This window comes from Mesorhizobium sp. M7A.F.Ca.CA.004.04.2.1, from assembly GCF_004022825.1.
Classification (GTDB): domain Bacteria; phylum Pseudomonadota; class Alphaproteobacteria; order Rhizobiales; family Rhizobiaceae; genus Mesorhizobium.
This window is the reverse complement of sequence record NZ_RZPH01000220.1, coordinates 1-7,020: the sequence shown is the minus strand read 5'-3', so window position 1 is coordinate 7,020 and position 7,020 is coordinate 1. Positions and strand designations below refer to the sequence as shown.

At 59.8% G+C, this 7,020-nt stretch carries 10 protein-coding genes; all 10 read right to left on the bottom strand.

The annotated features are described in order from the left end of the window. The coding region (locus tag EN893_RS12560; RefSeq protein ID WP_164900825.1) for a hypothetical protein at positions 1–196 on the bottom strand (196 nt) is incomplete at its 3' end. 2 nt (positions 197–198) lie between these two features. Beyond that, complete coding sequence (locus EN893_RS12555) at positions 199–894, bottom strand: glycosyl hydrolase 108 family protein (protein WP_127271052.1); 696 nt, start codon at positions 892–894, stop codon at positions 199–201. Between the two features lie 2 nt (positions 895–896). Next, the gene (locus EN893_RS39195) at positions 897–2,015 is read right to left on the bottom strand and encodes a hypothetical protein (protein WP_236383070.1); all 1,119 of its coding nucleotides are present in this window, start codon (positions 2,013–2,015) and stop codon (positions 897–899) included. A 554-nt stretch (positions 2,016–2,569) separates the two neighbouring features. Then, positions 2,570–3,994 (bottom strand): hypothetical protein, encoded by a 1,425-nt coding sequence (locus tag EN893_RS12545; protein ID WP_127270802.1) that lies wholly within the window; start codon positions 3,992–3,994, stop codon positions 2,570–2,572. Further along, positions 3,972–4,448, bottom strand: a complete 477-nt coding sequence (locus EN893_RS12540) for a hypothetical protein (RefSeq protein WP_027036518.1) — start codon at positions 4,446–4,448, stop codon at positions 3,972–3,974. Before EN893_RS12540 ends, EN893_RS12545 begins: the two co-directional genes overlap by 23 nt. A gap of 164 nt (positions 4,449–4,612) precedes the next feature. Then, positions 4,613–4,828, bottom strand: coding sequence for a hypothetical protein (locus tag EN893_RS38055; RefSeq protein WP_164900823.1), 216 nt, complete (start codon positions 4,826–4,828; stop codon positions 4,613–4,615). Between the two features lie 11 nt (positions 4,829–4,839). Further along, on the bottom strand, positions 4,840–5,934 hold the full coding sequence (locus EN893_RS12530) for a hypothetical protein (protein ID WP_127271057.1): 1,095 nt from the start codon (positions 5,932–5,934) through the stop codon (positions 4,840–4,842). Continuing rightward, complete coding sequence (locus EN893_RS12525) at positions 5,931–6,371, bottom strand: hypothetical protein (RefSeq protein WP_164900822.1); 441 nt, start codon at positions 6,369–6,371, stop codon at positions 5,931–5,933. Before EN893_RS12525 ends, EN893_RS12530 begins: the two co-directional genes overlap by 4 nt. 29 nt (positions 6,372–6,400) lie before the next feature. Beyond that, positions 6,401–6,655 (bottom strand): DUF6074 family protein, encoded by a 255-nt coding sequence (locus EN893_RS12520; protein ID WP_127268284.1) that lies wholly within the window; start codon positions 6,653–6,655, stop codon positions 6,401–6,403. Beyond that, positions 6,652–7,020, bottom strand: a 369-nt coding sequence (locus EN893_RS38050; RefSeq protein WP_164900821.1) for a hypothetical protein, incomplete at its 5' end; no start/stop codon positions are given. The genes EN893_RS12520 and EN893_RS38050, both read right to left, overlap by 4 nt.

The following is a 7,020-nucleotide window of genomic DNA, read 5'->3' as shown; positions in this document are numbered from 1 at the left end:
CATTGGGCTTGTCCTTGACGAAATAGCCGACGAGTCCGCCAACGACATACGGCAGCGGCTCCCAAATCGCCGGATCGGCGAAGTCGGGAAAGTTGTGCACGACAAGTGCCTTCACGATGCCGGCGGCCGACGCCGACACCATGGCCGCTGTCAGCTTGTTCGTTGGCAACGCGCTTGGCTGGCGAACCGTTCGCATGGTCACTTCCTCTTGAAAACGGCACCGACAACCGCGAACAGCAGCCGCCACAGCCAGTTGCGTTCGACGGTCTTCGTTTCGGCAGTCTGGGTTGGCTCGGGATAGACGATCTGCGGCGAAGCTGGCGGAACGGGAGCGGGTACAGGCGTCGACGGAGTGATGACAGGCTGAACCGCGGCTTCCCCCTGCCCTGCCAGAACGAGCGATTGCGAGCGGACGGACTTCACCCGATCGCTCCAGCCGCGCCCAAAAGTGGCCCAGGTCGGCAAACGCTTAAGGAAGGCCAGGCGGTCGTCACAGAGCGCGTCGATGACAACGCCCGCCGGCTTGCCGTTTGCGGCGGCGATGGTCGCTGGGCCTATGCGCCCGTCCTGCGTCACACCGACGACAGCCTGAAGGTACTTCGCAGCCCTGCCTGGCCCGGAATTTACCGCGAAGTCAAAGACGGCGTAATCCACGCCATCAGGGAGTTCAGCCCCAGCTACGGCGTCCCAATAGAACCTGCGATAGACCGTCGCCACCTGGGCATCGCTGATCTTGCGTAGATCCGCCTTTGTCGCATCGGCCTTCACGTAGCGGCGGAAATTGGTGAGCGTCACCCCTTTCATGGTGGCGCCGCCGGGATCGGCTGGATTGTCCGACCAGAGCCCTTCAGATTTCAGAACAAGCGCGAGCGCGTGGGCGAAATTGCGGTCCACGGCTATGCCCTCCAGAACTTGAGACGCGTGTAAATATCGAAGGCGGCAAACCCGGCCGTGAAACCAAAGCCGTCGTTGCTGCGGGTCGTACCGCATCGGTGTTCTATTCTGTATGTTTTCCCGGCAACGACCGGCGCACCGCCGATACTTCTGGTTTGCGTGAAGTCGTTGCCGTTGTCGGTCTGCTCACTGGTGCCTGCGGTGACTTCTACGCCATCAGTGACATTGAACAGCCGGGATTGATGAACGCCAATTTTACAAGCCGGCGCACTCCATTCTACCCAACCCGCGACGGTCGGCGTGAACTGGTTCGAGGCTAGGGAAATCAGCCCGTAGGGATCGCGGACTTCGGTGTTCAGGTCTCGGGTACGCCATGCGCCCGAAGTGAAGGTGCCGCCGTTGATGCCTGACGCCTTCTGGTCTTCCATGATGGCATCGGGTGCGCCGCCACCCCATTCGGGCGCCGTAGCGGCGGCGTTCATGCGCAAGGTCTGCCCTGCCGTGCCCTTTGCGAGCCTGGCTGGAGCCTTTGCCCCACTCAGATAAAGGATGTCGCCAGCGGCGGTCGATGCTGGCAGAGGCGCGAATATCTGCGTTGCCGCTCCATCGCCAACAGCAATCACATTGTCGTCGGTGTCCCACTGGATCCGCCCTTCGGTCGTCGGAGCCGGTGTTGTGCTCTGTTCAAGCACCAGAGCCGGCCCGGATATGGAGGTACCGGCGGGGATGGTCACCGGGCCGCCGTTCGCCCGCTGGTAGCCGACGCAAGCCCAGTTGCCGCTGCCGAGGGACCGGAGCGTCATGACATCGCCGGCCGCCGTGGTGATGTTCGCAGCGCCAGGCAGGATCAAGCTGGTTGCGTTGTGGGTCAGCGTGAGAATGCCCGCGAACGTCAGGACGCGCTCGGCGCCAGCGGCCACAGTGCCGAAGGCGGTAATCGCGACGGTTCCGGTGACCGTAACCGCGACACCCGTCGCATTGGCAAGATTGACGGTTGCCGCCGATGCCATGTTGGTGCCGGCGGCGTTGAAATTGTCGCTGCCGCCTACGGCCGTCGCGGCGCCCGAGCCGCCAGCCGTCAGTGGCCTTGCCGCGTTGGCATCGGCGACAAGATCGGCCACAAGCGCGTTGTATTTCGCGCTTTCGATCGTTGTGTTCGGTGTTCCAGCGGTCCCCGGAGGGGCCGAATATACTCCACCAGCGCGAGGCATGGCCGCTCCAATTCTATTGGTCGGCGCTAGGGTGCTGGTGCCTCTACGAAAAGATAAGCTACTTGGATTGCGTCATTCGCCAAAGAACGACGCCACCATTAGAAAAAGTTTATCCCCTTGTATTCGTTCGGTTATTCTGTCGGATTGCCGCCCAATAATTTGGGAAACATTGACGATGCGCCTATCTACACCTTTATGAGGTGGTTCGGGAGAGCAGCCTGGACCGCTGCTCTCCCGACAACCGAGAAAGGAGGTGAAATCTTAAATGGCTGTCTGGGCCTATCTCACGCTGAGTTTGCTGCATGTCGCAAACGGCGTGATCTACTTCGTCCTCGCCTTCTTCGGGTAATCCGAAGTTGGTGTTTCCAACCTTAGACGGCAACCCCCAGCGCCGCAACTTTAGCGGATTCTGTATCGGGAGTCCTCGATAGGTGCTGCCCGCCGCTACCCGGCGGCGGGCAGTCTTAGCGATTGCCTCGACGACGCCTGACCATGGCGTCAACGGCTTCCTTCACCGACTGGTTGCTGCGGATTGAGCCGTCCGGCATAGCCTGGTAGGCGCCCTTGTCACCTTCAGACTTCACCACCGCAACTATTGCCTCACGCCATGCGAGGCCCAGATACCGGAAGGCGGACGCGTAGTGTTCGGCCCAGTTCTTCACCGGCACGTCCCGGAAGCATTTCTTGTCATCGTCCCACTCGCGGCGGAAAGCCTTCAGGCCCTCGATGCCATCGGCCACGCGCTCATTGTTTGCGAACCGGGCAAGCTTGATAGTCTGCCGGCCGGCATTCACCCCATCAGCAAAGCTCGCAATGCCGACCATCTTCGGCTTGCGACCATGATCCTTCAGCGTTTGCAGCCGCGTGCGAGCCGTTCCCCATTGCGGGTGCAGGATATCGTGCGGAACGTAGTCGTTGCCCTTGTAGCCCTGGTCGTCGAGCCATTTGCACCAGTCTGAGAGGTCTTCGCTGTCGGGTAGATAGAAATCGACGATAATGGGCGTACCGTCGATGACCTGAAAACACCAAATCGGATTGTTGGCCGCCTTGCCCAGGTCCCATACTGTATGAACCGGATAGGCCGGGTTGACCGCAATCGGACGACCAATGCGCCCGTCCCGCTCTGCCTTGGCAACTTCGGCGCCCCAATATGATCCGACGAGCGCGCCCGCGAACGAGCAATAGAATTCCTGGTCTATCAGGAGATCCGCAATCTCCTTGCCGAACAGGCCGGTATAGATCACCCGCTGCTCTTCAATGTCCTCTTCCGAAATCGCCTGTGTCGCGTCAACGCCCAGGACTTCGGTGAACCAGCCGCGCGGGTTCGACAGCGGATCAAAGGCGTTGCCCTTTGTGGCGTCCAGCATGCCCTTGGCGTGATTGTTGCCACGTGGCGTGGTGATGAACGAAGCCCAGCCGCCATTTTCCGCCAGGATGGGCGACAGGTACGCCCACGCCGCCGGCTTCGCCAATGCCCATTCCGAAAAGGTGATTCCGACTGGTGGCGATCCAACCAGGCTGTTGAAGTTGTCGCTGCCAACGACCTGGAAAGTCGACCCGACCTTGAAGCGGACAAACATTTCATTGTCATTCATGTTCTCGATTAGAGGCTCTGGGAAGGCCTCGAACAGCCGGCGCTTGCCCGAATGCGGGTTGATCGCGTTCCATATCGCCTTGCGCGCCTGGGCGGCCTCGGGGAGCATGTGCCAATACGTGCCGGGACGCTCATGGGCGGACACGGCATGCATGTTCAGATTTATCTCGTCCTTGCCGGCGCGGCGGTGCCAGAATAGGAGCTGGCGCTTACACCCCTGCTCCCACGTGTCCCATGCCTTCTTCTGATACCAGCGAGGCCGCCAGCCGGCGTTAGGTAGCTGGATTGTCGGCATTCGCCTGTGCTTCCTGGTCCGCCAGCTTCAGCACTTGAACCACTAGCGGGCCGCCCTCGCCGTCAGTGAGCGCCACCTTGGCGCCGTACTTCTTCGGCCGCATGCGCTCAGCAATCCATTTGCGCGTGTCGATGCGAAGCCGCGAGCGCTGGATGTTCTCGCTGTTGAGCTGTTCGGTGGTCGTTCCGTCGCCGTTGACCTTGGTCATGTAGTCGTTGCTGCTGTCGTCGGCGATATCCGGCATTTCGTCGACGTGGGTGTCTGCCTGGAGTTCGCGCGCCCGCGCGTACTGGTCAAAAAACGCTGCGCGGGCCGGATTGAGCAGCCAATTGAACACAGTCGCTTTCGACGGCATGTCGTCGGCTTCACAGATCGACCGCAGGCTGTTCCCCTCTGCCAGGCTCTGGCAAATGGTATCGGCTATCTCCTGGGTGAACTCACTTGGCCGTGCCATTGCCCGACTCCTTCAGCCTGATCTGCACAAGCCGCACATTGATGCCGAGCTGCTTCGAAATCTGTCGGGCTGACATGCCTAGCGCCTTCATGTCGTTGATCGCTTTCCGCCTTTGGAGGGCGAGGAGCCGGCCCCGGTGTTTGAAGGGCCGCTTTGCCCTGACATCACCCTTGTCTCGGGCTCGCTTCACGTATTGGACGACTGTGGTAGGCGAAATGTCTAGACTCTGCAATGGTCTCGTAGGTGCTCATCTCCTGGTACATGTCGAGCGCCTTGTTGCGGCGCCTGGTCACGATGTCGACCGCCTTCCCGCCCCTCTTGTTGAAGGACGAGTAGGCGTGGAACGGCAGCGGCGCGCGGTGAGGCTTTCGATGCTCCATCAGTTCTCCATTCATCGCGGCAACTGCCCGGATCGATTGTTCGCCTGCGGTCGGCGCAATGTCAGGATTTCGCTAGGCGTCAAAGGCGAGCGATTAACCGCGGCAAAGGGGATGACAGGATTGACGCGGTGGTAGCCGGCGAATGTGTTGGAGGCGATGACCAGACGGTCATTTTCAACGCGGCAAATCAGAGACGTGAAGGGTGATCCGGTATTTTTCCCCCACCGCTCCAGAAGAGCCAGGTTGTCGGCGGCGAAGAAGTTTTGCGACCGAATGAGCAGAAAGGCGAGGTCATCCAGCCGCTCAGGTAGCATGTCGGCTGAAGTCCCGCGACGGACTATCTCCTCTTCGTGGGCGCTGTCCAACTCCTCGCTTCGCCACACCGGCAGCGGTGTTTTTAAATCGTCCGCATCGCGCTGGAGGCTCAACAACTGCTGGTAAGGCACATAAGGCCGGCCCCAGAATTCCGAACCAGAAGCGAGGCCGAGAACATCGTTGACGATGACAGCGTTGCCGCTGGTATCCTTCACCCCGCTATCCACTTGGATTTCAATTCGGCCGCTATTGCGCGACAGTTCGCGCGAGAGCAACTTGGAGAGCCCCGACTCCTTCTTGTCGATTTCGGCTCGCAAGTCCTCGAGCGCCTTTGCCGGTTCGGCCAATGATCTGGCAAACTTCGCGATCCTGTCCACATTTTCAGCAAGAGCCGTCCATCGGCGCTGAAGGTGACGAATTCGGGCCTCTTTCCGATACCGCTCGTCGGCGATATCGAACTCGCCCTTGTAGTGCCGCTTGGCGCAGTCATGGCCGATAAATCTCACGACACGCTCATCGGGGAAGAAGGCCATCCGGCCGATCTTGAACCAAGGGCCTGTAGGATGACAAATAGGACATGGCACCATGTCCTGGTTTTCGCGCTTAAAGATTGGAACCTCGATCTCGCCTGATAGGAAGCGAAGTGTGCCAATGATTTCAGGCTTGGTGGTCGTCACATTCTCGAAGCGCTCCGGATGCCCAGTCGCGTTCGTAAACTCTAGCCACCGGTCAACATAGTCGTCGGATGGCTTCTCATCGAATACCGGGAAGGAAACGAGTGCGTTCGTCATTGAGGCACACCTTTCGAGGCGAGATAGTCGTTAATATTCACATGCCGCACTGGGGATGCGGCGCCGAACGTGCCGAGTTGAGAGGTGCTGAAGGCCCGCTTGGCTTGGGGATCGAACTTCGCCGAGGCGCCCTTCCGCAACCAGCCCGGAGCCTTGGCCGCATTGATCTTCAGGCGGTTCTCAGCCTTGCGCTGCTTTTTCGCCTCCCGCTTTTCCTTTCGGCTGAGGTTCCTTGAAATTCCACCGGAATCCGCAGATTTCCGGATGGCTTTCGCCGACCGTCTAGGCGCCGGTCCCGCAGAAAGGATCTTGGTGGATATCCAGTCAGCCCGCTTTTCAGCCGGCGATATAGGCGAGCCATCAAGCCGATCGGCCGCGCGCCACGCTTCCGCATTGGTCGGGAACGGTCCGGCCAATGTTGCCGTGCCGTCGACCACGACGAAGCCGTCTGCTGTCTCGATTACCGTCATGCTGCGTCGCCCTCATTGCGACGCGCGGCGCGCCGTAGCTCTTCCTGCACGGCGTCCGAAAATGTCTGCACCTCTTTCCTTATCGCGGCTTCGGTCATTCCGGCCCTGGTCAGTTGCCCGACGACGCCCGCGACAGTCTGGCGCCAATAGTGGTCAGCCGAACGACCGCGACGAGCCGATAGCAGTTCAGCCGTCCGTTTGATTTTTCCGAGACGACGAGCCATTGGAAAGCAGATCACGAGGCCCATCATGCAGCCCTCTCGCGCGTGTAAGCACTAAGGTTTGAACCTTCGGAGCCCCTTTTATCTTCTAAGGTGTGATCTAAGGTTTGATCATAAGGTATAAGGGTAACCACACCGTCACCCGCGCAGGTGACTGTCTGATTATCCAATGGGGTATTTGGACGATTACGTAAAGACGGCAGAGGTGACTGGATAATCACCTTGTTCTGGCGGTCGCAGACATACTCGTCCAGATCGGACAAAACGTCCATCGCCCAGCCAAAGTTCAGGACGTAGACTTGGGAGCGTTTCGCCGATCGACCGATGATTTGCTGCTTTTCGAGGGGAAGGCTTCGAACAGGGACGCGCGTAATCGCGCCCGCGTTCTGTAGAAT

Coding starts and splice junctions, on each gene's coding strand:
- EN893_RS12545 (WP_127270802.1), bottom strand. CDS start 3,994: ATGCCGACAATCCAGCTACCTAACGCCGGCTGGCGGCCTCGCTGGTAT.
- EN893_RS38055 (WP_164900823.1), bottom strand. CDS start 4,828: ATGGAGCATCGAAAGCCTCACCGCGCGCCGCTGCCGTTCCACGCCTAC.
- EN893_RS12520 (WP_127268284.1), bottom strand. CDS start 6,655: ATGATGGGCCTCGTGATCTGCTTTCCAATGGCTCGTCGTCTCGGAAAA.
- EN893_RS12540 (WP_027036518.1), bottom strand. CDS start 4,448: ATGGCACGGCCAAGTGAGTTCACCCAGGAGATAGCCGATACCATTTGC.
- EN893_RS12530 (WP_127271057.1), bottom strand. CDS start 5,934: ATGACGAACGCACTCGTTTCCTTCCCGGTATTCGATGAGAAGCCATCC.